At 63.4% G+C, this 21,702-nt stretch carries 23 protein-coding genes, 1 tRNA gene and 1 pseudogene; 14 read left to right on the top strand and 11 right to left on the bottom strand.

Annotation, left to right across the window (positions count from 1 at the left end; all coding sequences use genetic code 11):
* Window positions 1-72: 72 nt before the first annotated feature.
* Entirely contained in the window at window positions 73-726 is a 654-nt protein-coding gene (locus CEQ44_RS12385) for an MOSC domain-containing protein (protein WP_088182736.1), read from the bottom strand.
* A 69-nt stretch (window positions 727-795) separates the two neighbouring features.
* A complete protein-coding gene (locus tag CEQ44_RS12380; RefSeq protein WP_088182737.1) occupies window positions 796-1,014 on the bottom strand; it encodes a DUF2945 domain-containing protein in 219 nt (72 codons plus the stop codon).
* Window positions 1,015-1,202: 188 nt separating this feature from the next.
* Here CEQ44_RS12380 and CEQ44_RS12375 point away from each other — a divergent pair, with 188 nt between their 5' ends.
* The 4 genes from CEQ44_RS12375 to CEQ44_RS12360 all read left to right on the top strand — a co-directional run bounded on the left by CEQ44_RS12375 (window position 1,203) and on the right by CEQ44_RS12360 (window position 4,683).
* Window positions 1,203-2,381 carry a glycosyltransferase family 1 protein gene (locus CEQ44_RS12375; protein WP_088182738.1) on the top strand — a complete coding sequence of 393 codons (1,179 nt, stop codon included), beginning with the start codon at window positions 1,203-1,205 and terminating at the stop codon, window positions 2,379-2,381.
* A gap of 27 nt (window positions 2,382-2,408) precedes the next feature.
* Window positions 2,409-3,728: a replication-associated recombination protein A gene (locus CEQ44_RS12370; protein WP_088189865.1), complete on the top strand. Its 1,320-nt coding sequence runs from the start codon at window positions 2,409-2,411 to the stop codon at window positions 3,726-3,728.
* Window positions 3,725-4,579, top strand: coding sequence for a hypothetical protein (locus tag CEQ44_RS12365; protein ID WP_254913723.1), 855 nt, complete (start codon window positions 3,725-3,727; stop codon window positions 4,577-4,579). The genes CEQ44_RS12370 and CEQ44_RS12365 overlap by 4 nt, the downstream gene beginning before the upstream one ends.
* A 28-nt stretch (window positions 4,580-4,607) precedes the next feature.
* A tRNA-Thr gene (locus CEQ44_RS12360) sits at window positions 4,608-4,683 on the top strand.
* A 559-nt stretch (window positions 4,684-5,242) separates the two neighbouring features.
* Here the strand turns inward: CEQ44_RS12360 and CEQ44_RS12355 are convergent.
* Window positions 5,243-5,683: a cupin domain-containing protein gene (locus CEQ44_RS12355; protein ID WP_088182740.1), complete on the bottom strand. Its 441-nt coding sequence runs from the start codon at window positions 5,681-5,683 to the stop codon at window positions 5,243-5,245.
* Between the two features lie 121 nt (window positions 5,684-5,804).
* Here CEQ44_RS12355 and CEQ44_RS12350 point away from each other — a divergent pair, with 121 nt between their 5' ends.
* Window positions 5,805-6,107, top strand: a complete 303-nt coding sequence (locus CEQ44_RS12350) for a glycine zipper 2TM domain-containing protein (protein WP_088182741.1) — start codon at window positions 5,805-5,807, stop codon at window positions 6,105-6,107.
* Window positions 6,108-6,220: 113 nt separating this feature from the next.
* On the opposite strand, the gene CEQ44_RS12345 is transcribed toward CEQ44_RS12350, so the two are convergent.
* On the bottom strand, window positions 6,221-6,502 hold the full coding sequence (locus tag CEQ44_RS12345; RefSeq protein ID WP_088182742.1) for a hypothetical protein: 282 nt from the start codon (window positions 6,500-6,502) through the stop codon (window positions 6,221-6,223).
* A gap of 154 nt (window positions 6,503-6,656) precedes the next feature.
* Window positions 6,657-7,064: an EVE domain-containing protein gene (locus tag CEQ44_RS12340; protein ID WP_088182743.1), complete on the bottom strand. Its 408-nt coding sequence runs from the start codon at window positions 7,062-7,064 to the stop codon at window positions 6,657-6,659.
* A 105-nt stretch (window positions 7,065-7,169) separates the two neighbouring features.
* On the opposite strand from CEQ44_RS12340, the gene CEQ44_RS12335 reads away from it, so the two are divergent.
* Window positions 7,170-8,117 carry an isopenicillin N synthase family oxygenase gene (locus CEQ44_RS12335; RefSeq protein ID WP_088182744.1) on the top strand — a complete coding sequence of 316 codons (948 nt, stop codon included), beginning with the start codon at window positions 7,170-7,172 and terminating at the stop codon, window positions 8,115-8,117.
* Between the two features lie 81 nt (window positions 8,118-8,198).
* On the opposite strand, the gene CEQ44_RS12330 is transcribed toward CEQ44_RS12335, so the two are convergent.
* Complete coding sequence (locus CEQ44_RS12330) at window positions 8,199-8,582, bottom strand: dihydroneopterin aldolase (RefSeq protein WP_088182745.1); 384 nt, start codon at window positions 8,580-8,582, stop codon at window positions 8,199-8,201.
* 112 nt (window positions 8,583-8,694) lie between these two features.
* Between CEQ44_RS12330 and CEQ44_RS12325 the strand changes: the two genes are divergently transcribed.
* The 4 genes from CEQ44_RS12325 to CEQ44_RS12310 are packed head-to-tail and all read left to right on the top strand — an operon-like array spanning window position 8,695 to window position 11,637.
* Window positions 8,695-9,231 carry a GNAT family N-acetyltransferase gene (locus tag CEQ44_RS12325; RefSeq protein ID WP_176400227.1) on the top strand — a complete coding sequence of 179 codons (537 nt, stop codon included), beginning with the start codon at window positions 8,695-8,697 and terminating at the stop codon, window positions 9,229-9,231.
* A 42-nt stretch (window positions 9,232-9,273) separates the two neighbouring features.
* A complete protein-coding gene (locus CEQ44_RS12320; RefSeq protein ID WP_088182746.1) occupies window positions 9,274-9,840 on the top strand; it encodes a DUF1285 domain-containing protein in 567 nt (188 codons plus the stop codon).
* A complete protein-coding gene (locus CEQ44_RS12315; RefSeq protein ID WP_088182747.1) occupies window positions 9,837-10,445 on the top strand; it encodes a CoA pyrophosphatase in 609 nt (202 codons plus the stop codon). The genes CEQ44_RS12320 and CEQ44_RS12315 overlap by 4 nt, the downstream gene beginning before the upstream one ends.
* Entirely contained in the window at window positions 10,426-11,637 is a 1,212-nt protein-coding gene (locus tag CEQ44_RS12310) for a CCA tRNA nucleotidyltransferase (protein WP_088182748.1), read from the top strand. Before CEQ44_RS12315 ends, CEQ44_RS12310 begins: the two co-directional genes overlap by 20 nt.
* Here the strand turns inward: CEQ44_RS12310 and CEQ44_RS12305 are convergent.
* The 5 genes and pseudogenes from CEQ44_RS12305 to CEQ44_RS12285 form a co-directional block, all read right to left on the bottom strand.
* Window positions 11,601-13,355: a bifunctional diguanylate cyclase/phosphodiesterase gene (locus tag CEQ44_RS12305; RefSeq protein WP_088182749.1), complete on the bottom strand. Its 1,755-nt coding sequence runs from the start codon at window positions 13,353-13,355 to the stop codon at window positions 11,601-11,603. The two genes, CEQ44_RS12310 and CEQ44_RS12305, sit on opposite strands and share 37 nt — an antisense overlap.
* An 88-nt stretch (window positions 13,356-13,443) precedes the next feature.
* Window positions 13,444-15,732: a DNA topoisomerase IV subunit A gene (gene parC, locus CEQ44_RS12300; protein ID WP_088182750.1), complete on the bottom strand. Its 2,289-nt coding sequence runs from the start codon at window positions 15,730-15,732 to the stop codon at window positions 13,444-13,446.
* Window positions 15,733-15,777: 45 nt separating this feature from the next.
* Window positions 15,778-16,074, bottom strand: a complete 297-nt coding sequence (locus CEQ44_RS12295) for a CcdB family protein (RefSeq protein ID WP_088182751.1) — start codon at window positions 16,072-16,074, stop codon at window positions 15,778-15,780.
* Window positions 16,074-16,316, bottom strand: a complete 243-nt coding sequence (locus CEQ44_RS12290) for a type II toxin-antitoxin system CcdA family antitoxin (RefSeq protein WP_088182806.1) — start codon at window positions 16,314-16,316, stop codon at window positions 16,074-16,076. Before CEQ44_RS12290 ends, CEQ44_RS12295 begins: the two co-directional genes overlap by 1 nt.
* 46 nt (window positions 16,317-16,362) lie before the next feature.
* Window positions 16,363-17,282, bottom strand: a pseudogene (locus tag CEQ44_RS12285) (LysR substrate-binding domain-containing protein).
* A gap of 128 nt (window positions 17,283-17,410) precedes the next feature.
* On the opposite strand from CEQ44_RS12285, the gene CEQ44_RS24420 reads away from it, so the two are divergent.
* From CEQ44_RS24420 to otsA, 4 genes are all read left to right on the top strand, one after another.
* Window positions 17,411-17,572 (top strand): hypothetical protein, encoded by a 162-nt coding sequence (locus tag CEQ44_RS24420; RefSeq protein WP_176400229.1) that lies wholly within the window; start codon window positions 17,411-17,413, stop codon window positions 17,570-17,572.
* A 76-nt stretch (window positions 17,573-17,648) separates the two neighbouring features.
* A complete protein-coding gene (otsB, locus tag CEQ44_RS12280) occupies window positions 17,649-18,407 on the top strand; it encodes a trehalose-phosphatase (protein ID WP_088182807.1) in 759 nt (252 codons plus the stop codon).
* A gap of 119 nt (window positions 18,408-18,526) precedes the next feature.
* On the top strand, window positions 18,527-20,296 hold the full coding sequence (locus tag CEQ44_RS12275; protein ID WP_254913725.1) for a glycoside hydrolase family 15 protein: 1,770 nt from the start codon (window positions 18,527-18,529) through the stop codon (window positions 20,294-20,296).
* Window positions 20,293-21,699, top strand: coding sequence for an alpha,alpha-trehalose-phosphate synthase (UDP-forming) (otsA, locus tag CEQ44_RS12270; RefSeq protein WP_088182752.1), 1,407 nt, complete (start codon window positions 20,293-20,295; stop codon window positions 21,697-21,699). The genes CEQ44_RS12275 and otsA overlap by 4 nt, the downstream gene beginning before the upstream one ends.
* The last annotated feature ends 3 nt before the right edge of the window (window positions 21,700-21,702 follow it).

Genomic DNA, 21,702 nt, shown 5'->3' with positions numbered 1-21,702 from the left:
CCGGTGCGGCCGATGCCAGCGCTATGGCGGGACATACGAGCGCGGTCGGCAAGTGTCGCCGTCGTCGCCGCGTTACGCCGCCAGCTTCCGCGCCCTCTCCCGCCACGCTTCGGCCAGCAGCGGCATGTCTGCGAGCATGCGGACCGCGCCGGGATCGCTTTTATGGCCGCCGCCGATCAGCAGCTGGAAAATCCGCGCGATGCTCCAGTCGGGCAAGGGGCGCTCCAGCAGGTCCATACGGGTGCCGGATTCAGCTTCCCCCTGCCGAATGACGCGGAAATAGAGGCCGCTGCGCGCGGTCTTGACGATCGTCGCCATCACGTCACGCGCGCCGAAGCGATGATCGAGCTTCCAACAGGGCTGGCGGCCATGGCTGACCTGCACGACCGCGCTGCCCAGCGAAAAGCGATCGCCCAGGCAGATGTCCGCCTCCGTCATTCCGCGCGAGGCGACATTCTCGCCAAAAGCGCCGGGCGCGTCGAGCAAAGGATGGTCGGGCTTGCGCTCGCGCCACCAGCCATAATGATCCTGCGGGTAGAGATGAATCGCCTTGTCCCAGCCGCCATGATGGATGGGGTCGGCCACCGCATCCTGTTCGAACCCGTCCCATGTGATGCGCACGGGGCCGGCAACCGGCCGCTTGGCGATGGCGCTATAGTCTTTATCCCGGAAGGGCGCGGGCGTGCCGACCAGCAGCGCGTCTATGGTCATGAAAGGCGTTATCATCCCGCCCCTATGCCATGGCTGCGCAGGGCGCGCGACGGCCGATCAATCAAGATTGGCTTTGGGGAAGGCTCAGGCGGCGCTGAGTTCCGAGCGCAGTTTGAGCACTTCGCCGCCGCTGTCGGCGCTAATGAGATAGGCGGGGTCGCGCGGCGAACCGTTGCGGCGGATCAGCGATCCTTCAATGGTGCGCTCGACATGGCGGTCGAACCGTTCCGCGATCCGCCCCCGGCCGACGCCCTGTCCCCAGTTCCACTTGACCCGCGATCCTTTTCGGAAAGTCTCGGTCATCGGGGCATCCTCTCCATATGCGGGCGCACGCCGCGCCGGCCGGTTTCATCACGAACAATCGGCATAATTCCCAGTGGCTTGACGGGTTCCATCGAAGATCCGCCCGACGAAAAATTTATCCTGCGCCGTCGATCTTGCGCGGATTGTCGGCTGTTTCACCTAGGCCAAGAATGGTCTAAGGGGCGGCGATGGATGCTACCGGCCTGCGCGTCGCCCTGTTCAGCGGCAATTATAATTATGTGCGTGATGGCGCGAACCAGGCGCTCAACCGCTTCGTATCCTATCTGATACGGCAGGGAGCGGCCGTGCGCGTCTATTCGCCGACGACCCCGACGCCCGCCTTCGAGCCGGCGGGCGACCTGGTCAGCACGCCGTCCTTTCCGGTGCCGGGGCGCAAGGAATATCGGGTGCCATACCGCATGTCGGCGCAAGTCCGCCGCGATCTCAAGGCGTTCGCACCCAATATCGTGCATCTTTCCAGCCCCGACCCGCTGGGCCATCGGGCGCTCAGTTGGGCGCGCGCGCGCGCGCTGCCCACCGTTGCATCGGTGCATACGCGGTTCGAAACCTATCCGCGCTATTATGGGCTGGCCTTTCTGGAGCCGCTGATCGAATCCATGCTGCGCCGCTTCTATCGCCGCTGCGACGCGATCGTCGCGCCGTCCGAATCGATGGCGCAACTGTTGCGCGGACAGCGGATGAACTATGATGTGGGCATATGGACCCGCGGCATCGACCGGGAAATTTTCAATCCGGGGCGGCGCGATATGGACTGGCGACGGTCTCTGGGTATTGCCGACGACGCGCCGGCGATCGGCTTCATCGGCCGGCTGGTGATGGAAAAGGGGCTGGACGTCTTTTCCGACGCGATCGACCAGCTTTCCGCGCGGCAGGTGCAGCATAAGGTGCTGGTGGTGGGCGAAGGCCCGGCGCGCGAATGGTTTCAGAACCGATTGCCGGGCGCGATCTTCACCGGGTTCCAGAAGGGGACGGACCTGGGCCGCGCGGTCGCCAGCATGGACCTGCTGTTCAACCCTTCGGTGACCGAGACGTTCGGCAATGTCACGCTGGAGGCGATGGCGTGCGGCCTGCCTACGGTGGCGGCGCGGGCTACCGGCAGCGAGAGCCTGGTCACGGACGGCGTCACCGGGCGGTTGATCCGTCCCGGCGCGATCGGCGCCTTTGCCGATGCCCTGCAAGCCTATTGCATCGATGACGGCGCACGACAGGCGGCGGGCGCGGCGGCGCAGCAGCGGGCGGAACGCAACGGATGGGACCAGGTCAACCAGGCGCTGGTGGACACCTATCTGCGCGTCATCCGCCACCGCGCCCAAGGGGGCGCGCCGCGATCCAGCCCGGTTCCATAATCTGCGCCACGCCCTATATCGGTAGCGATGGCCGACCTTTTTGCTTCCGATGATCTTTCCGCCGCCGACGGGCAGGCCGATACAGCGCCGCTCGCCGACCGTTTGCGCCCGCGTACGCTGGCCGATGTGGTGGGGCAGGAACATCTGACCGGACCGGATGGCGCGATCGGCCGGATGGTGGCCGCGGGTCGGCTGTCTTCGATCATCCTCTGGGGGCCGCCCGGCACAGGCAAAACGACGACGGCGCGGCTGCTGGCCGATGCGGTGGGGATGCGCTTTGCGCCGATATCGGCGGTGTTTTCGGGCGTGGCCGACCTCAAGAAGCTGTTCGCGAGCGCCAAGGACCATGCCCGGCGCGGCGAGAAGACGTTATTGTTCGTGGATGAGATCCACCGCTTCAACCGGGCGCAACAGGACGGTTTCTTGCCTTTCGTTGAAGATGGCACCGTCACGCTGGTCGGGGCGACGACCGAAAATCCCAGCTTCGAGTTGAATGCGGCGCTGTTGTCGCGGGCGCAGGTGCTGATCCTGCGACGGCTGGACGCGGCGGCGCTGGAGCAGTTGCTCGACCGGGCCGAAGCGCTGACCGGGCGGCCGGTGCCGATCGACGCCGCCGCGCGTGAGGCGCTGGTGGCGAGCGCAGATGGCGACGGGCGCTTTTTGCTGAACCAGGTTGAGACGCTCTATTCCATCGACCTGCCCGAACCGCTGGATGCGGCGGGCCTGTCCGCCCTGCTTCACCGTCGGGTCGCCGTGTATGACAAGGATCGGGAGGGGCATTATAACCTCATCTCCGCGCTGCATAAATCGCTGCGCGGGTCGGACCCGCAGGCGGCGCTCTATTATCTGGCGCGGATGCTGACGGCGGGGGAAGAGCCACTTTATGTGTTGCGGCGGCTGGTGCGGTTCGCCACCGAAGATATCGGGCTGGCCGATCCGCAGGCGGTGGTGCAGTGCCTGGCGGCCAAGGATGCCTATGATTTCCTTGGGTCGCCCGAAGGCGAATTGGCGATCGTGCAGGCGTGCCTCTATTGCGCGACCGCGCCCAAATCGAACGCGGCCTATGCGGCGATGAAGGCGTCGTTCAAATCGGCGCGCGACACCGGGTCGCTGATGCCCCCGATGAACATCGTCAACGCCCCCACCAAGCTGATGAAGCAGGTCGGCTATGGCAAAGGCTATCAATATGACCATGATGCGGCGGAGGGCTTTTCCGGGGCCAATTACTGGCCGGAGGAGATGACGCCGCAGACCTTCTATGCGCCGACGGATCGCGGGTTCGAGGCGCGGATCGCCGAGCGGATCGCTCATTGGGACCGTTTGCGGGCGGAGCGCGCGGGCGGGTGACGCATTTCGCGCGGTTCGCCGCGATCGATTGGTCAGGGGCCAAGGGCGCGCGGCACAAGGGGATTGCGGTGGCGCTGTGCGAGGCGGGCGATGCCGTGCCGCGGCTGGTGACGGCACCGGGCGGCGTCTGGTCGCGGCAGGGAGTAGCAGATTGGTTGATCGACGCCGGGCGCCAGGCCCCTACCCTATTCGGCTTCGACTTCAGCTTTGCGCCGCCCTTCGTGGCGCGGGGCGGCTACCTCCCCGGCGATCGGGTGCCGGAGGATGGCCCGGCTTTCTGGGCCTATGTCGATGCGATGTGCGAGGATGTCGATCTGGGCGCGGCCAGCCTGCTGGAGGTCGCGCATCGCCGTCATTTCTATTTCGGCAAGGCCGATGGGGTGAAGGCGGCCTTCATGCATAATCGCGTATGCGAGGCGCAGTATAAGGCGGGCGGCGGGGGCAAGCCATCGACCGTCTATGACGCGATCGGCGCGGCGCAGGTCGCTAAGGCCAGCTTTGCGGGTATGCGGATGCTGCATCATCTGCGCGGCAAGCTGCCGGTCTGGCCGTTCGATCCACTGCCAGATGCGGGATCGGTGATCGTGGAAATCTATACCAGCATCGCCGCGCGCGCCGCCGGGCGGCCCAAGGGGCGCAGCAAGATGCGCGATGCTGTGGCGTTGAACGATGCGCTGACGGCGCTGGGATCGGCGGCGCATGACGGCCCGATGCCCGACGACCATGGGGCGGACGCGATCGTGACCGCCGCCTGGATGCGTCGGGCGGCGGTTGAACGCGCCTTGTGGACGCCGGCCATGCTGACGGCGCAGATTGCGCGCACTGAGGGCTGGACGTTCGGCGTCATCTGATAGTATGGGCGTGCCGTCGCAAAGGCGCGCCGGCTTAGCTCAGTTGGTAGAGCACCTGATTTGTAATCAGGGGGCCACGGGTTCGAATCCTGTAGCCGGCACCATTTTCGTCTGCGCATTGCCGCCCGATAACCCCATCGCGTGGGTTCGCCTTTGTCTAGCGCATTCGGCATCCGTTATTGAAATCCTTGGCGGACGATCTGGCGATTCTTGCCCCAAAACGCAAAATGGGGGCCGGCATTGCTGCCGGTCCCCATTTCCGTCGGGTCATGCGATCCGCGTCCCTTGCGGGATGCGATCATCGGCCCGGCGTATCCTGAACGTCGTCCTCGGGCGAGGGCGGCCATACAGGTTGCTCCGGGCTCTAGGCCAAGGGCCGCCTTCCCGGTGCTGGCTGCTTGGTTCCGATGCCCGACGTTCACTTTCGCGCGTGCCCGGCAATGGTCCCAAACATCCCGTCCGTCTGCCCGGCGCGATCCTCGCGGAAATGGCCTGCTAGCGGACGATCTTGACGGAATAAATCGCTGATTCCCCAGTGATTTCGGATATGGATCGCTCCGTTTCCGCCGTCTCGATGCAAGGATGGTCTCACCATCGGCGAGTCGCTCCAAGCGAAATCGGACAGATTTGTGACGGTGCGAAACGCAAAGCTGTGGATAAGTTTCAGCCCGGCGGCGACCAGTGCGGCGGCGCGAGCGAAAAGCCCGCAAAATCAAAGCCCGGCGTGACCGTACAACTGACCAGCGTCCACCCGCCTTGCGGCGTCGATGCCTGCCAATGCCCAGTCGGCACGCGGCCCTGCGGCATGTGCCCGTTCAGGATGTCCGGCCCCAGCAGCAGGTCGCACGCCGGCTCGCCGGGAGGAGCGATCGAGAGGATCATCGGCGCACCGGCATGCCAGAACCAATGTTCCTCCGCATCGACACGGTGCCAGTGCGAGCGCTGATGCGCCTCCAGCAGGAAAAGAATCGCCGTGCCCGCGGCCCGTTCGCCAGGCGCCGCCGCGGCCCGCCATGTCTCCCTATACCAGCCGCCTTCGGGATGAGCGAGCAGGCCAAGTCGATCGATCAAGGTTCGCCCATACTGCTCGTCGTCCGCCCGCATCCATTCACCTCAAAATTTATTGCCTCAGAAACAGCGGCTTAAATCGTTGCCTGATGTTCATGCAACCTGGATCAAGGTTAGAGGGTTCAAGCGACAAATCACGCTATCGGAGGAGATACGCATGTGTAAAGCCCTACTCGCCCTGGCCGCCGTTTCGATGGCCATTCCCATGTCCATGGCAGTGCCGACGGACGGCGCCCAGGCGCGCAAAAATTATCGCTACAAGGAATGGCGCGGTCGTGATGGCCGGACCTATTGCCGCAAGTCCAATGGGACGACTGGCCTGATCGTCGGCGGCGTCGGCGGTGCGCTGGTCGGGCGGGCGATCGACACTCGCGGTGACCGCGCAACAGGAACGATCCTGGGCGCAGCCGGTGGCGCGCTGCTCGGCAAGTCGATCGACAGCAAGCGCAGCTGCCGCTGACGGCGCAAGAGCCGGCTGGAAATTGCCGGTTCTTTATACCTGCCTGTAAGCCCAACAAAAAAGGGACGGCATCCCGTCGGATGCCGTCCCTAAATTCTGAAAAGCCTGGAGGCTTATTCCGAAGCAGCGCCGCGCGCGTCTTCAACCTTGAAGGCGACCTGCTGGCCACCCGACACGCCCGAAACCTTGCCATTCTTGACGGCCAGGTTGAATGCGACCGCATCGGGGAAGCGACGGCCGGAGATGACCTTGCCGGTCTTGGTGTCCTTGACTTCATACACGTAGGTATAACCTTCGTGGGTGAAGCGCTGCTTGCCGGCTTCTTCAGCCTGGGCGGGAGCAGCGACGGCGACAATGGCGCTCAGGGCGCCGGTGACAATGAACTTGGACAGCATTCGCATGGGTAAACTCCTTGTGAATGCCGATCAAACACCTCTTGTTGTTTTTCTTGTTCTGTTGAGGCGCTTCTATGTTGCAGCGCGGCAATGCGACAATCGCAAAAAATGCCGATCCAGTTGCATCATGCGCAACTGCGCGCGGCACGGCGGATCAAGCCTTTGACATTGCGACGATATGGTCGAACTGCGCCTTTGTCAGTGGCGCGACCGACAGGCGCGATTGGCGCAGCATCACCATGTCGGACAGGGCCGGATCGGCCTTCATCGCCTTGAGCGACACCGGTTTGTCGAGCTTTTCATGCGGCGCGACATGGACCGCGATCCATTTGCCGCTGTCGTCGGTGCTATCGGGCGCGGCTTCTTCGACGATGGTCATGATCCCGACCGCCTCCAGCCCGATATTGCTATGATAGAAGAAGGCGCGATCGCCCTTGCGCATCGCCTTCATATGGCCCTGGGCGGCATGGTTGCGCACCCCGTCCCATTCGGCTTTTCCTTTCTTGACGAGATCGTCGTAGGAAAAGACGTCGGGTTCCGATTTCATCAGCCAATAGTTCATTTTGCCTTCTTGCAACAGCGTCCCGGCGCGATCAAGGATGGCGGTACGCGCGGGCCGCCCGATATGCCGGGCACGACCCCGACAAATGCTATTTGGAGATAAAACGTGTCGCAAGCGGTAATGGATCAGGTGCCTGTCCTGTCCATGGCGGATATGAGCAAGGCGGATTTCGCCGACGCGTTCGGCCGATCCTTCCAGCAGTTCGGTTTCGCCATGGTGAAGGACCATGGCATGGACCCGGCGCTGGTCGATGACGGATGGGCATTGGCGCGGCGATTCTTCGCGCTGCCGGAGGATGTGAAGCAGCGCTACAACGCCAAAGTGAATGGCGGGCAACGCGGCTATACTGCGTTCGGCACGGAAATCGCGAAGGGCGCAAGCGAGAACGACCTGAAGGAATTCTGGCATGTCGGCCGCGACCTGCCCGAAGGCGATCCGTTGACCGCGACGATGCCGCCCAATGTCTGGCCCGACGACATGCCGGAATTCAAGCCGGTCTTCGCCAAACTCTATCGCGAGTTCGATCGGGTCGGTGCGGAATTGCTGTCGGCGATCGCGCTTTATCTCGGCCTGCCCGAACGGTGGTTCGATGGTCCAGTTGAAAACGGCAATTCGATCCTGCGGCTACTGCATTATCCGCCGGTGTCGGCGCAGGCGCCTGGCATACGCGCGGGGGCGCATGAAGACATCAACCTCATCACGCTGCTGCTGGGGGCGGAGGAAGGCGGGCTGGAATTGAAAGATCGCGGCGGCAACTGGCTGCCCGTCGTGCCGCCGCCCGGCGCTCTGGCGATCAATGTCGGCGACATGCTGCAACGATTGACCAACCATATGCTGCCGTCGACCAGCCACCGCGTGGTGAATCCGCCGCCCGAACGGCGCGGCCATTCGCGCTATTCCATGCCATTCTTCCTGCATCTGCGGCCCGATTTCATGATCGACGCGCTGCCGCAATGCGTGAGCGACGATAATCCGCGCCGCGATCCGCCGATCAGCGCGCATGATTATCTGACCGAGCGGTTGATAGAGATCGGGCTTATTAAGAAGGGGTGAGACACGCGTCATTGCGAGCGAAGCGAAGCAGTCCACGTCGCGCGTTTGGATGCTTCGCTTCGCTCGCAATGACGGCGATGGTTATTTCCGTCCGCGGCCCAGCGTGATGCCGATTTCCTCGCCGCGCTCGCTGAGCGCCAGCTTCACGATCTTCACTTCGACATGGCTCACCTTGTCGTCCTGCAGGAAGATGGTGTCGATGATATGGTCGGCCACCGCTTCGATCAGGGTGAAATGCACGCCTTCGGGCAGCGCGGTCGAGGCGGCGTGTTTCAGATCCATATAGTTTTTCGACTGGCTGAGCGCCGTGTCCGGCTCATAATGATCAGCGATTCGCAGGCGGGCGCGGATCGATATGCGCAGCGGCTGGGGGAGATGCGTCTCCTCCGAATAAATGCCGGTCAGCACGTCGACATGCAGGTCGTTGACCTCCAGCGTCAGAAAATCGTCAAATCCAGTCTGCATAGTTCGCCAACTTAAAGGCCCATTCCGTGCCGTGCGGGCGGGCCAATTTAATCTTTCATTTTGCAAAGCGGGCGCTAAAGCCCCGCTTCCGGCGCTGCCCCATGCGCCATTGATGGCGGATCGGCAAGACGTGTCTCTCATTCTTCCCCTCGACAGCCAGCCTGATGCCGCGATCGAACGCTTGCTCGACGCGGCGTTCGGCGCCGACCGGCACGGACGCACGGCCTATCGCATCCGCATGGGGATGCCCTGGCTGCCCGCTCTATCCTTCGCCACGGTCGATGCCGACGGTGCGCTGATCGGGTCGCTGCAAAGCTGGCCGGTGGCGTTGCGCCAAGCCGGTGGCGCCCAAATGCCGCTCATCATGGTGGGGCCGGTCGCGGTCGATCCGGCGCATCAATTTGGCGGCCATGGCAGGGCGATGATGGACGCAGTGGTCGCCGCCGCCCGCGCGCAGGGCAGCGAGCCGCTGATGATGATCGGCGATCCTGAATATTATGGCCGCTTCTGGGGCTTCGTCGCGGACGGCACGGCCGGATGGGACGCCCCCGGTCCGTTCGAGCCGCGCCGGTTGCTCGCGCTGTCGGTCGATGGACGGCCGATCGGCGGGAGCGGGATGCTGGAGCCTAGAATCGCCGTCTCGGCCTGATTTGCCCTTTGCCTTCGAGCAAGAGGCTCCTATCTCCGCACCATGCCGATGGACCCCCTGCCCGACCTGTCCACCCTTTCGCTCGCCGATATCGCGCGGCTAGCCGCCGAAAAACGCCTGCCGCCGGTGGAAAAATGGAATCCCGATCATTGTGGCGACAGCGAGATGCGGATCGCGCGCGACGGCACCTGGTTCCACCAGGGGTCGCCGATCGGCCGGGAAACGATGGTGCGGCTCTTCTCCTCCATATTGCGGCGCGAGCCGGATGGCAGCCATGTGCTGGTGACGCCGGTCGAGAAGTTGGACATCGCGGTCGAAGATGCGCCCTTTGTCGCGGTGGAACTGAAAAGCGAAGGCGAAGGGCGGGATCGCACCCTCGCCTTCCAGATCAAGAATGGCGATATCGTGACGGCAGGGCCGGACCATGGGCTGATCCTGCGCGAGACGCCGGACGGGCCGCATCCCTATCTGCATGTGCGCGGCGGCATGGAGGCGCTGGTCACGCGCAGCGTCTATTATGAGTTGATGAACCTGGCCCTGGAGGAAGACGGCGAGCGAATCGGGCTGTGGAGCGACGGCGCGTTCTTCCCGCTGGACGGCGAGGCATGACGCTGGCGCAGCGGCTACGCGCCGCGCTGGACGAGGGGCACAGGCGGGAAGACCTGGCGCTGGACGCCATGCGCGATCCGCGGATCGACGGCGAGATCGCATTGGCCCCCGCGGCGGTGCTGGTGGCGATCACCGACCGGCCGGAACCGGGCCTGATCCTGACCGAGCGATCGTCGCGCCTGCGCAAACATGCGGGCCAGATCGCCTTTCCTGGCGGCCGGGTGGACGCGGAGGATGCCGATGAAATCGCCGGCGCGCTGCGCGAGGCGCAGGAGGAAATCGCGCTGCCGCCCGACCAGGTGCAGGTGATCGGGACATCGGATCGCTATCACACCTTTACCGGATTCGACATCGTCCCGGTGCTGGGCGTCATTCCGCCCGACCTGCCGCTACGTGCGCAGGAGAGCGAGGTGGCCGACTGGTTCGAACTGCCGCTGGCCTATGCGCTCGACCCCGCGCGGAGGGTGCGCCATGCGGTGGAGTTTGAGGGCAAGCAGCGCCATTATTACGAAATTTATTGGGAAGGCCGCCGCATCTGGGGCATTACCGCCGCCATTCTCGCCAATCTTTCGCGCAGGCTGGGCCATGACCATGAAGCTGCCTGACGCCGTGTGGCGCCATCGTCCGGGGTTGGATGGTCTTTTTGGCGCACTCGATGCGGCGAAGGGCCAGGCGCGATTCGTCGGCGGGGCGGTGCGCGACGGGCTGCTGGGCCTGCCGGTCAACGATATCGACATCGCGACCACGCTGGACCCGCATGACGTGGTCGCCCGGCTGAAGCGCGCAGGCATCAAGGCGGTGCCGACCGGGATTGATCATGGCACTATCACCGCCGTCCTGCCCGACGGGCCGGTCGAGATCACCACTTTGCGCCGCGACGTCAGCACCGACGGGCGACGCGCGACCATCGCCTATACCGACGATTGGCAGGAGGATGCGGCACGGCGCGACTTCACCATCAATGCCCTTTATGCCGATCCGCTGACCGGCGCGATCAGTGACTATTTCGGCGGGATCGCCGATCTGGGGGCGCGGCGGCTGCGATTCATCGGCGACGCGTCGGCGCGGATCGCCGAGGATCATCTGCGCATATTGCGCTATTTCCGCTTCCTGGCGCGCTATGGCGACAACGAGTTGGACAGTAGTGCGTACGACGCCTGTGTCGCCGCAGCCAACAGCCTGATGGCGCTGTCGCGCGAGCGGATTGCGGACGAATTGCTGAAATTGCTGGGCGTTGCTTCGCCAATCCATGCGCTGCAGCTGATGGTCGAGGGCGGCATATTGCGCCCGGTGTTGCCGGAGGTGGATGCTGCCGGGATCGAGCGGATCGAGCGGCTGATCGCGCGAGAAGCGGAAGCCGGGATAGGCACGTCCGCGTTGCGGCGGCTGGCTGCACTGTTGCCGCCCGACGCGGCACTCGCCGAAGCGGTGGGTGCGCGACTGAAGCTGTCGAACAAGGGGCGCAAGCGTCTGGTCGTGGCGCTGGAGCCTGTAGGCAACGTGGAAAGCCCCCGCGTGCTGGCCCATCGGGTCGGCGTGGAAGGCGCGATCGACCGATTGCTGCTTGACCCGAACCAGCCGCTGACCGTGCTGGAAGCTCTGCGAGACTGGACCCCGCCTGCGCTGCCGATCGGCGGCGGGGCGTTGATCGCGCGTGGCCTGACCCCCGGCCCGGATGTGGCCAAGGTATTGCGTGCGGTGCAGGATCAATGGGTGGCGGAGGATTTTCCCGATTCGAACCGCGTGGCAGGCATCGCGGATCAGATCGTTTCGAAATTCCAGCGCGCGCGCCAATAGTCGAAGGCTTCGGCTTCGGGCATGGGCTTGGCGAAATGATAGCCCTGCCCCTGCCAGCACCCCATCTGCTGGAGCGCCAGGGCCAGCGCCTGCGTTTCGATCCCTTCGGCCGTAACCTTGAGATTGAGCGATTCGGCGAGCGACAATATGGTGCGGACGATCACCGCCTTGTCATGATCCTCCAGCATCGTGGAAACGAAGCTGCGGTCGATCTTCAATATGTCGATCGGCAGGCTGTGCAGGCTGGCGAGGTTGGAGAAGCCGGTGCCGAAATCGTCCATCGCGATCGGCATATGCAGGCCCTTGAGCGCGACGAGCAGCTTTCGCGCTTTGTCGGGATCGGCGATGATGGCGCTTTCTGTCAATTCCGCGGTCAGCCGATGGCCGCCGATGCCCGCATAGCGCAAGGCTTCCTCGAACATGGAGGCCACGTCGTCGCGCGCCATTTGGATCGGGGACAGATTGACATTGACGCCTACGGTGAGCGGCTGGCCGAATTGGGCATCCCAACGCGATAGCGCTTGGGCCGCTTCATAAGCTGCCCAGCGTCCCAGCGGCGTGATGAGCCCGCTTTCTTCGGCTACCGCGATGAACTCGACCGGCGGGACATGCCCCAGTTCCTCGTCATTCCAGCGCGCCAGCGCCTCGAACCCGGTGACCTCGCCCGTCTGGAGGTGGATGAGCGGCTGATAGGCGAGCGTCAGCCCGCCGTGCGCCAATGCTTCACGCAGGCGGCTTTCGATCGAGAAGCGCCGCTGCGCTTCCTTGAGCACGCCGTTGCGATAGATCTCCACCTTGCCGCTGCGCTTGGCGATCTTAACCGCGGCTTGCGCCTTGCGCACCACATCGTCGGGGTCATCGTCGAGATTAAGCGAGAGCGCGCAACCGATCGCGCAATCGACGCGGATTTGCAGATCACTGAGGCGTATGGGGGAGCTGAGCGCCTCCTTGATCCGCTGAACGATATGAAGAGCGTCTGATAACCCATTGTTTAAACGCGCAAAAATAGCAAAATCATTGCCACCGATGCGGGCCAGCACATCGCCTTGACGCAGGCTGGATTTCAGCCGCTTGGCAACGGTTATCAGCAGTTCGTCGCCGGCCATCGGGCCAAGCGATTCATTCACACGGCTGAAGCGGCTGAGGTCGATCGCAATAATGCCGAACTGTGCTTTGTCAGGCCAGGCGGAATTGGCGAGGCGATCATCAATCTCTTCGCCAAAGCCGGTGCGGTTGGGCAAGGCGGTCAGACCGTCCGACAGCAATTCGCGGCGGAGATTCTTCTCGATCGTCCGCTCGCCGGTGCGGTCGGTGGCGGTCAACAGATAATGTTCGGGGCGCCCGTCCGCTGCCGGCAGGCGACCGATGGTGCACATGAAATATTCTGGCCCCAACTTGCCATCACGGCGCAATTCGAAGCTGTCCGACTCGCGTCCAGATTGGATGAAGATCAGCACGCGGTCACGCCAGGCCGCCACCATCTTCGCGGCGGCGTCGGCCCGCTCCGATTGCGCTTGGAAGGCAGACGTAAAGCGCGCATTGCCGCAAACTAGGGAGATTTCTTCGTTTGCGTAAGAGAATATCGCGGCAAGCTGCGGCAGCGCCGACAACCAGTCCGCCATGCCGATACCCAGCGCGCCATAGGCGTCCTTGTCCCCCGGCAAGGGGGAGCCGCTGGCCTGTTTGACCGGTAAATTGCGGATCGACGTCGATTCCATACCCCCGCAGTATCGGGAAGGAGTAAATTTTCGGGAAACGCTAACGACCGAAACGAGATAACTTAGACTAAAGGCGAAACCGCTGAAATCAGAAGCGATTATCGCGCGGGAAACCCGTGGGCGGCATGCGCCCGGCCGCACCGCGCGCGACTTTCCATGGCAGCATGTCGCTTTCCGTACGGGTGCGCCCCGACTCGCCACCCATGGTCCAGCTAAGCCCGTCGGACAGGCGGAAGGCGATCGCGTCGGACAGGCCGCCGTCGCGATAGCGTTGCATCTGCACGCCTTGCCCGCGGGTCATTTTCGGCATTTCCGTCAGGGGGAAGACCAGCAATTTGCGATTTTCACCGATGACCGCAATGCTGTCCGCTTCGGCCGGGATCGGACGGATGACGCTGAGTTTCGCGCCTGCGCGGACATTGACGACCTGCTTGCCCTTGCGGGTTTCCGCCATCAGATCCGTGGTTGCCGCAACGAAACCACGACCATCCGATGACGCCAGCAGCAGGTCCGATCCGGGGCGCGCGGGCATGAAGGCGATGATCGCGCCTTCATTGTCCATATCCACCAGCGAGCGCACCGGATCGCCAAAGCCCCGGCCGCCCGGCAGTTTATCCGACGCCAGAGTGTAGATGCGGCCAGTCGATGTCGCCAGCAGCAGTTTATCGGTCGTATAGGCGTGGAAGGCGTAGTGCGGCCCGTCGCCTTCCTTGAATTTCAGCGTATCGGCGGCGGCTAGGTCGCGATGCCCGCTCATCGCCCTGATCCAGCCGCGTTCCGACAGGATCACCGTGATGGGTTCGCGCTCGATCATCGCCTCCAGTGGGATTTCGCGTGCCGGAGCGGCTTCCTCGACCAATGTCCGGCGGCGGCCAAGATCGGTTTCCGGGCCGTAGCGCTTGCGCAGCGCGGCCAGGTCGCGTTTCAGGCGGGTGCGCTGGCGGGCCGGGCTTTCGACCAGCTTCTCCAGTTCCTCCTTTTCCTTGACCAGTTCGGCATGTTCACGCCGCAATTCCATCTCCTCCAGCTTGCGCAGGGACCGCAGCCGCATGTTGAGGATCGCTTCGACCTGGCGGTCGTTCAGCGCAAATTCGTCCATCATCACCTGTTTCGGCTCATCCTCGGTACGGATGATTTCAATCACCCGGTCGAGGTTGAGATAGGCGATGATATAGCCATCGAGCAGTTCCAGCCGGCCGGCGATCTTTTCCAGCCGATGCTGGGCGCGCCGCACCAGCACATCGATCTGATGCTTGAGCCATTCGATCAGCAGCGGCCGCAGGCCCAGCACGCGCGGGGTGCGGCTGGCGTCCAGGACGTTGAGGTTCAGAGGGAAGCGATTTTCCAGATCGGTCAGCCGAAACAGGCTGTCCATAAGCATTTGCGGATCGACCGTGCGCGCGCGCGGTTCGATGACGATGCGGATTTCCGTGTCGCTCTCGTCGCGCACGTCGGCCAGGATGGGCAGTTTGCGATCGTTGATGAGCGCTGCGATCTGCTCGATCAGTTTGGATTTCTGGACCTGATAGGGAATTTCGGTGACGACCGCGATCCAGGTGCCGCGTCCGCCCTCTTCCTTGTGCCAGCGCGCGCGCGCGCGAAACGCGCCTCGGCCAGTGATATAGGCTTCGGAGATGATCGACGGGTTGTCGACCAGCACGCCCCCGGTCGGGAAGTCCGGTCCCTTCACCACCTGCATCAAGGCGGCATGATCGGTGTCGGGATCATCGATCAGCAGCCCGGCCGCATCAATCAGTTCGGTGACATTGTGCGGCGGGATGCTGGTCGCCATGCCGACTGCGATGCCGCTGGCACCATTTGCGAGCAGGTTGGGGAAGAGGCCGGGGAAAACCTCCGGCTCTTCATCCTCGCCATTGTAAGTCGGGCGATAATCGACCGTGCCTTCGTCCAGGCCGGCCATCAGGTCGGCGGCGGCCTGGGTCAGGCGCGCTTCGGTATAGCGCATGGCCGCGGCGTTATCGCCGTCGATATTGCCGAAATTGCCCTGCCCGTCGACCAAAGGCGTGCGCAACGAGAAATCCTGCGCCAGCCGCACCATCGCGTCGTAGACAGAAGTGTCGCCATGCGGATGATATTTGCCGATGACGTCGCCAACGACGCGCGCGCATTTCTTGTAGCTTGTCGTGTTGCGCGCCGGGTTGGCGACCAGCACGTCAGGCGATGCGCCGCCCGGCTCCATCTTGAGCAGGCGCATTGCCCAGAGCAGGCGGCGGTGCACGGGTTTGAGACCGTCGCGCAGGTCAGGCAGCGATCGGGCGGTGATGGTGGACAACGCATAGACGAGGTAGCGCTGCGAGAGCGCTTCGTCGAACGGGTGGTCCTTGATGGCGTCGAACGGGTCGCGAAAATCGGTCATCGCAGGTCGGATAGCAGGACGGGCACGAAACGGAAACGGATTTGGTCAGAAACCAGCGATCAACATATCAAGGGCCTTGGAGATGTCATAATCCTGGTCCCGCAGCGACAGCACGACTTTCCCCAACGACCGCGCAGAAACCGCCCCTGAAAATTGGGTCATCATGACCAGGCGTTGCCCCTCTATGTCGAATTGCGGATTGAGGCGCGCCATCGGTGTTCCTACATCGTCGAGTGGGACCAGCGGCACCACGAACCGCGTCGTCAGATGGTCCAACAGGTCCGATTGGCAGTCCAGAACATAGGCGTCATCTGGCAAGCGATGAACACAGAAACGCGCCATTAGAACTGCCGATATTTTTCAAGCGGCAATCCATGTTTTTCGACATAGGCATTGGATGCGGCGATGCCAGCTGCATTGTCGTCTTTCCAGCGCCGTGCGCGTTCCGCCGCGATCTCCCTGCGCAGGGCGTCTTCGCATGCACGGGACAGGTTGATGCCCAATTTTTTTGCGTCCGCCACCAGATCGACGTCCAATGACAGGTTGGTCGCCTTTCGCGGGGCGATCCGCTCATGCTTGGTCATGACCGACTCCTGCATTCGGTGTGCGCACGAATATACGCATAAGGCGTCAGCGCGGCAAGTATCGCCCTTCGGGATCTGCGGCGATCTCGGCGGCGAATGCCGCTACGATCCAGTCGCGAAAGGCTTTCACCTTGGGCGTGTTGCGGGCGTGCGGCGGATAGACCACCCAATAGCTGGCGATTTCCCGGACATAGGAGGGCACGGCTTCCACCAAGAGGCCGGATTCCACTTCCGTTTTCCACAGGAAATGGTTGAGAATGGCGACGCCTTGCCCGCCGATCGCCGCGCGACCCTCCATCACCTGGCTGTCCAGCGCTATGCCCGGCGGGCCATGGGCCGGATCGTCCTCCACACCCATCGCCGCGAGCCATTCATGCCACCACATATCGTCAGGCGACAGGCGCGGCAGGGCATGAAGCGCCTGTGCATCGGTGATCGGGCCGTGCCGGTCCAGCCAGGCCGGGCTACACATCGGCACGAGCCGGTTGTGGGTCAGTAGTTTGGATTCCAGCCCCGCCCATTGCCCTTCCCGCCGCGAATGGCGAGGTCCGCGCCGGCGCGGGCAAGATCGACAACGGCGTCCTCCGCCTGGATGCGCACCGCGAGGTGCGGATGGCGCATCTGGAAGGCGCCGATCCTGGGGGCGAGCCAGAGATGGGCGAAGCTGTTGGTGCAACTGATCGTCAGCACGGCCGAATGATCCTGTGTCAGAGCGGCGAATCCCTGGCGCATCTGGTCGAAGGCGCGGGTCAGGACAGGCGCAATGTCGCGCCCCTTGTCGGTCAGCACGACCTTGCGCCCGATGCGCTGGAACAGGCTGAGGCCCAGCCGTTCCTCCAACAGCTTCACCTGATAGCTGACCGCCGCTTGGGTCATTCCCAGTTCCTGCGCGGCGCTGGTGAAATTTTCGAGGCGAGCGGCAGCCTCGAACACGCGGATGGCGGAGAAAGGCGGCAGCGTCGACATACTGCCATTCATAAGCTGAGCTTATCTGAAGCGTCCAGCCTTTTGTTGGCGGCAACGGCTGCAAAAGCGCAGAAGCAACAGGCGGACGACATGTCCGCTCGCCTTTCACCCTTTGCGAGGACGGTATCATGCGCGACGAATATGAGGACCGGCTGAGGAATGACAGCCGCCAGCAGATCAATAGCGGCATCGACGTGTTATTGGCCCAGATCATGCAGGCTTTCAGGGTGTTGCACGCCATCCATTGGTCCGCGCCCTGGGCCGCGAGCGAGCGTCGATGCCGGTCCTGAACGGTTGGGCGATAAAATCGACGGGCGGCATCAAATCGGGGCTTGCGGTTTCGGCAGGGGACGCCACTTTGCGCGCGTGCCCACATCCGCTCTCGCTCCCCTGCCCGCTCTTCCCCCTCCTGCGACCACGTTGCTGAACGGCGCGGCGCTGTTCCTCGACTTCGATGGAACGCTGGCGCCGCTGGCCGACACGCCCGACGCGGTGGATGTCGATGATGACCTGCTGTCGCTGCTTGCCAGGCTTCGTGATCGGCTGAACGGGCGCTTGGCGATTGTCAGCGGCCGATCGATCGCGACGCTGCGCGATCTGGGGTTCGGCGATTTCCTGCTGTCCGGCACGCATGGTCTGGAGTTCGCCCGGCCCGGCGCGGCGGTGGACGCGCCGCCCCGCCTGCCCGCGATCGATGCGGTGGAGGCCGCCTTCAACGTCTTTATCGAGGACAAGCCGGGCCTGCTGGTCGAACGCAAGTCCATCAGCGTCGGGCTGCATTTCCGCGGCGCGCCCCAATGGGTTAATGAGGCCGGTCTGCTGGCGTCCGCCATGGCGCAACAGCATGGCCTGGCCCTGCAACATGGCAAGATGCTGTATGAACTGCGTCCCGGCGGCGCGGACAAGGGTAGCGCGCTGACCGCGCTGATGCAGACTGCACCGATGGCGGGCGGCGTGCCGGTCTTTATCGGCGATGACGTTACCGATGAGGAAGGCTTTGCCGCCGCTGTGGAATTGGGCGGCGCGGGCATATTGGTCGGCGGCCCGCGCGCGACATTGGCGACATTCTCTTTGGAACAGGTTGCCGCCGTCAGGCATTATCTGGCTGAGGGGGTCGCCGGATAGAATTTTCGGCGTCCCTTGTCGTGAGCAACGAAAGGGGCAGACCGATCCAAGCACAACAGCAATCCATATCAGGTGAATCCATTCTGGCTGGACGGGAGCGTACGCTTGACCTTTGGCCCATCGGTAATTGCCAGGCCTCTGCGCTGATCGACCGCATGGGCCGCATGGTGTGGGCCTGCGTCCCGCGCGTGGACGGCGACCCGGTTTTTTCTGCCCTGTTGGACGCCAAGGCGTGGGATGACCCGCAGGCGCGCGGCTTCTGGGCGATCGAATTGGAAAATTGCGTCGCCGTCGAACAACAATATATCCGCAACACGCCCATATTGGTGACCCGCCAAAGCGACGGCCAGGGCAACGCGATCGAGATTATCGATTTCTGCCCGCGTCATAAACATAAGGGCCGCATCTACCGCCCCGTCGCTTTCATTCGGATCGTGCGGCCGGTGGCCGGCTCCCCCCGGATTCGCGTAAAATTGCGCCCGACCACTGCCTGGAACGCGGACAAAGTGCCGGTCAGCTATGGGTCCAACCATATCCGCATGGTGCTGGCTTACATGGCCATGCGGATATCGACCAATGCGCCGATCGGCCTGATCGCGCAGGAAAGCTGGTTCCGGCTGGAGCAGGACGCGCATTTTTTCATGGGGCCGGACGAAGGCTTTTCCGATGCGCTGCGTCCCGCGATCGAGCGGATGCTGGACGACACCATCAACGAATGGCAGCTTTGGGTACGCGGCCTGGCGATCCCGGCCGAATGGCAGGAAGCGGTGATCCGATCCGCCATCACATTGAAGCTATGCCAGCATGAGGAAACCGGCGCGATCGTCGCCGCGCTGACAACGTCCATCCCGGAACATGCGAATAGCGGGCGCAATTGGGACTATCGCTATTGCTGGGTGCGGGACGCTTATTATACCGTAGAGGCGCTCAACCGGCTGGGTGCGCTTGACGTGCTGGAAAGCTATCTCGTCTATCTGCGCAACATCGTAGACGGCGCAAAGGGCGGGCACATCCAGCCGCTTTATGACGTGCGCGGCAATGCGACGCTGACCGAGTGGGAGGCGGAGCAACTGCCGGGCTATCGTGGCATGGGACCGGTGCGCGTCGGCAACGCGGCCTATGAACAGATCCAGCATGATGCTTATGGGCAGATCGTATTGTCATCGGTGCAGGGTTTCATCGATCAACGATTGCTGCGGATGGCGGGCCATGCGGATTTCGAGGCGCTGGAGGCTGTGGGCGAGCGCGCTTGGGCGGTGTATGACAAGCCGGATGCGGGCTTATGGGAATTGCGCACGCGCGCCCATGTCCACAGCTATAGCGCCGTCATGTGCTGGGCGGCGTGCGATCGCCTGGCCCATGCGGCCACTGCGCTGGACCTGCCATTACGGTCAGCCCATTGGCAGAACCGCGCGGATACGATGAAGGCGCGCATCCTGGAGGCCGCATGGCGGACCGACAGCCAGGCGATTTCGGCGAATTTCGAGGATGACTCGCGCGATGCGTCGTTACTACAACTGCTGGACCTGCGTTTCCTGACAGCCGACGATCCGATGTTCATCGGCACATTAGCGGCGCTGGAAACCGACCTGCGGCGCGGCAACGACATGCTGCGATACAGCGCGCCGGATGATTTCGGCGAGCCGGTCACAGCGTTCAACGTCTGCACATTCTGGCTGATCGAGGCGTTGCATCGCACCGGCCGGACGGATGAAGCCCGCGATCTGTTTGAGGAGATGCTGTCCCGCCGCACCGCCGCGGGGCTGCTGTCCGAAGATATAGACCCCAGCACCGGGGAATTATGGGGGAATTATCCCCAGACCTACTCGTTGGTCGGCATCATAAACTGCGCCGTCTTGCTGAGCAAACCGTGGAGCGTCATGCGATGAGCCGCCTTATCGTCATATCGAACCGGGTCAGTCGCCCCAGCAAGTCCGGCAACCAAGGCGGCCTTGCCGTCGCCCTGTCACAAGCCCTGCGGGAAAGCCGCGGCATATGGGTCGGCTGGTCGGGCGAAGTCACCGACAATTTCACCGGCCATATCGGCTTTGCCGAGGATGAGGGCGTCAAGACCGCAACGATCGACCTGGAAGAACAGGATGTCGATGAATATTACAACGGCTATGCCAACAAGACGCTGTGGCCGCTGTTCCATTTCCGCATCGACCTTGCCGAATATGCCCGCGATTTCGAGGGCGGCTATAACAGGGTAAACAAGCGCTTCGCCGACACCGCCGCCCCACTGATCGAACCCGAAGACGTCATCTGGGTCCATGACTATCATATGATCCCGCTGGGCCAGATGCTGCGCGACAAGGGGCTAAACAACCGGATCGGTTTCTTCCTGCATATCCCCTGGCCGCCCACCCGGCTGCTGGTGTCGCTGCCCCATCACAGCAAGCTGGTCAGCACGCTGTTCGCCTATGATGTCGTGGGCTTCCACACAGAAGAGTGGCTCGAATCCTTCCGCCATTATGTCGAGCGGGAAATGGGCGGGACTGTCGACGGCGATTTCGTGACCGTGGGCGATAGGACCATCCAGGCGGTAGCTTGCCCGATCGGCATCAATGCGCAGGAATTCGCACAGGCCGCCACCAGCGAGGCCGCCAACCAGATGAGCACGCTCGTCCGCGCGTCTTTACAGGACCGGACCATGATCGTCGGCGTCGATCGGCTGGACTATAGCAAGGGGCTGGAGGAGCGGTTCGGCGGCTATGCCCGTTTCCTCAAGGACCATCCCGAACATCACCGCAAGATCGTGCTGACGCAGATCGCCCCGCCGTCGCGCGGGGAAGTGGAGAGCTATCAGCAGATCCGCGCGACGCTGGATTCGCTCGCGGGGCGGATCAACGGCGAATATAGCGACGTGGATTGGACCCCGATCCGTTACGTCAACCAGGGCTATCCGCGCGACAAGCTGGCCGGCATCTACCGCGGCGCGAAGATCGGGCTGGTGACGCCGCTGCGCGACGGCATGAACCTGGTTGCCAAGGAATATGTGGCGGCACAGGACCCCGACGATCCGGGTGTGCTGATCCTGTCCCGCTTTGCCGGAGCGGCGATGCAGCTCAAGGACGCGCTGCTCATCAACCCCTACAGCCCGGAAGAAATGTCCGACGCGATCCTGCGCGCGCTGGCCATGCCGCTGGACGAGCGCAAGCGGCGTTGGCGGGCGATGATGGATAGCGTCGAGGGGCAGGACATCAGTTGGTGGCGACAATGCTTCACCGGCCGGCTGATGGCGGTCGATCGCGACACGGCAAGGGTTGAGCCGGAGCCGACAGCGGGCTAACGC

Origin of the sequence: Sphingobium sp. Z007, assembly GCF_900013425.1 — a bacterium.
GTDB lineage: Bacteria > Pseudomonadota > Alphaproteobacteria > Sphingomonadales > Sphingomonadaceae > Sphingobium.
The sequence above is the reverse complement of the archived record's forward strand: the minus strand, read 5'-3'. Positions and strand labels throughout refer to the sequence as shown.

Bases quoted from the DNA above. Each gene is read 5' to 3' on its own strand.
- CEQ44_RS12385 (WP_088182736.1), bottom strand. From the start codon at position 726: ATGATAACGCCTTTCATGACCATAGACGCGCTGCTGGTCGGCACGCCC.
- CEQ44_RS12380 (WP_088182737.1), bottom strand. From the start codon at position 1,014: ATGACCGAGACTTTCCGAAAAGGATCGCGGGTCAAGTGGAACTGGGGA.
- CEQ44_RS12375 (WP_088182738.1), top strand. From the start codon at position 1,203: ATGGATGCTACCGGCCTGCGCGTCGCCCTGTTCAGCGGCAATTATAAT.
- CEQ44_RS12370 (WP_088189865.1), top strand. From the start codon at position 2,409: ATGGCCGACCTTTTTGCTTCCGATGATCTTTCCGCCGCCGACGGGCAG.
- CEQ44_RS12355 (WP_088182740.1), bottom strand. From the start codon at position 5,683: ATGCGGGCGGACGACGAGCAGTATGGGCGAACCTTGATCGATCGACTT.
- CEQ44_RS12350 (WP_088182741.1), top strand. From the start codon at position 5,805: ATGTGTAAAGCCCTACTCGCCCTGGCCGCCGTTTCGATGGCCATTCCC.
- CEQ44_RS12345 (WP_088182742.1), bottom strand. From the start codon at position 6,502: ATGCTGTCCAAGTTCATTGTCACCGGCGCCCTGAGCGCCATTGTCGCC.
- CEQ44_RS12340 (WP_088182743.1), bottom strand. From the start codon at position 7,064: ATGAACTATTGGCTGATGAAATCGGAACCCGACGTCTTTTCCTACGAC.
- CEQ44_RS12330 (WP_088182745.1), bottom strand. From the start codon at position 8,582: ATGCAGACTGGATTTGACGATTTTCTGACGCTGGAGGTCAACGACCTG.
- CEQ44_RS12325 (WP_176400227.1), top strand. From the start codon at position 8,695: ATGGCGGATCGGCAAGACGTGTCTCTCATTCTTCCCCTCGACAGCCAG.
- CEQ44_RS12320 (WP_088182746.1), top strand. From the start codon at position 9,274: ATGCCGATGGACCCCCTGCCCGACCTGTCCACCCTTTCGCTCGCCGAT.
- CEQ44_RS12315 (WP_088182747.1), top strand. From the start codon at position 9,837: ATGACGCTGGCGCAGCGGCTACGCGCCGCGCTGGACGAGGGGCACAGG.
- CEQ44_RS12310 (WP_088182748.1), top strand. From the start codon at position 10,426: ATGACCATGAAGCTGCCTGACGCCGTGTGGCGCCATCGTCCGGGGTTG.
- CEQ44_RS12305 (WP_088182749.1), bottom strand. From the start codon at position 13,355: ATGGAATCGACGTCGATCCGCAATTTACCGGTCAAACAGGCCAGCGGC.
- parC (WP_088182750.1), bottom strand. From the start codon at position 15,732: ATGACCGATTTTCGCGACCCGTTCGACGCCATCAAGGACCACCCGTTC.
- CEQ44_RS12295 (WP_088182751.1), bottom strand. From the start codon at position 16,074: ATGGCGCGTTTCTGTGTTCATCGCTTGCCAGATGACGCCTATGTTCTG.
- CEQ44_RS12290 (WP_088182806.1), bottom strand. From the start codon at position 16,316: ATGACCAAGCATGAGCGGATCGCCCCGCGAAAGGCGACCAACCTGTCA.
- CEQ44_RS24420 (WP_176400229.1), top strand. From the start codon at position 17,411: ATGCGCGACGAATATGAGGACCGGCTGAGGAATGACAGCCGCCAGCAG.
- otsA (WP_088182752.1), top strand. From the start codon at position 20,293: ATGAGCCGCCTTATCGTCATATCGAACCGGGTCAGTCGCCCCAGCAAG.